This window comes from Streptomyces lincolnensis, from assembly GCF_021173675.1.
Lineage (GTDB): Bacteria > Actinomycetota > Actinomycetes > Streptomycetales > Streptomycetaceae > Streptomyces > Streptomyces lincolnensis_B.
Genome location: NZ_JAIHON010000079.1, coordinates 1 through 248, shown reverse-complemented (window position 1 = coordinate 248; position 248 = coordinate 1). Strand labels below are relative to the sequence as shown.

General features: G+C 62.1%; 1 protein-coding gene. It reads left to right on the top strand.

The genetic code is table 11. The features are described from left to right. A partial coding sequence (locus tag K4B79_RS47645) for an integrase core domain-containing protein (protein ID WP_232033722.1) occupies nt 1-228 on the top strand: 228 nt, incomplete at its 5' end. Between the last annotated feature and the right edge of the window lie 20 nt (nt 229-248).

The window sequence follows — 248 nt, the reverse complement described above, 5'->3', positions numbered from 1 at the left end:
GGTCGAACCGGGTCCTGTTTCGATAATGCCGCGGCGGAGAGTTTCTTCGCCGTCCTCAAAGCCGAGATCGGCACGACGGTCTGGGAGTCGATCACGCAGGCTCGGCAGGACGTTTTCCGGTGGATCGCGGAACATTACAACCGGGAGCGGATCCACTCGACCATCGGCTACATCACGCCGTACGAAGCGAGAACCCGCTACCGACAACGACTCGGCCTTGCGGCATAGAACGGAAGTGTCGGGCCCCG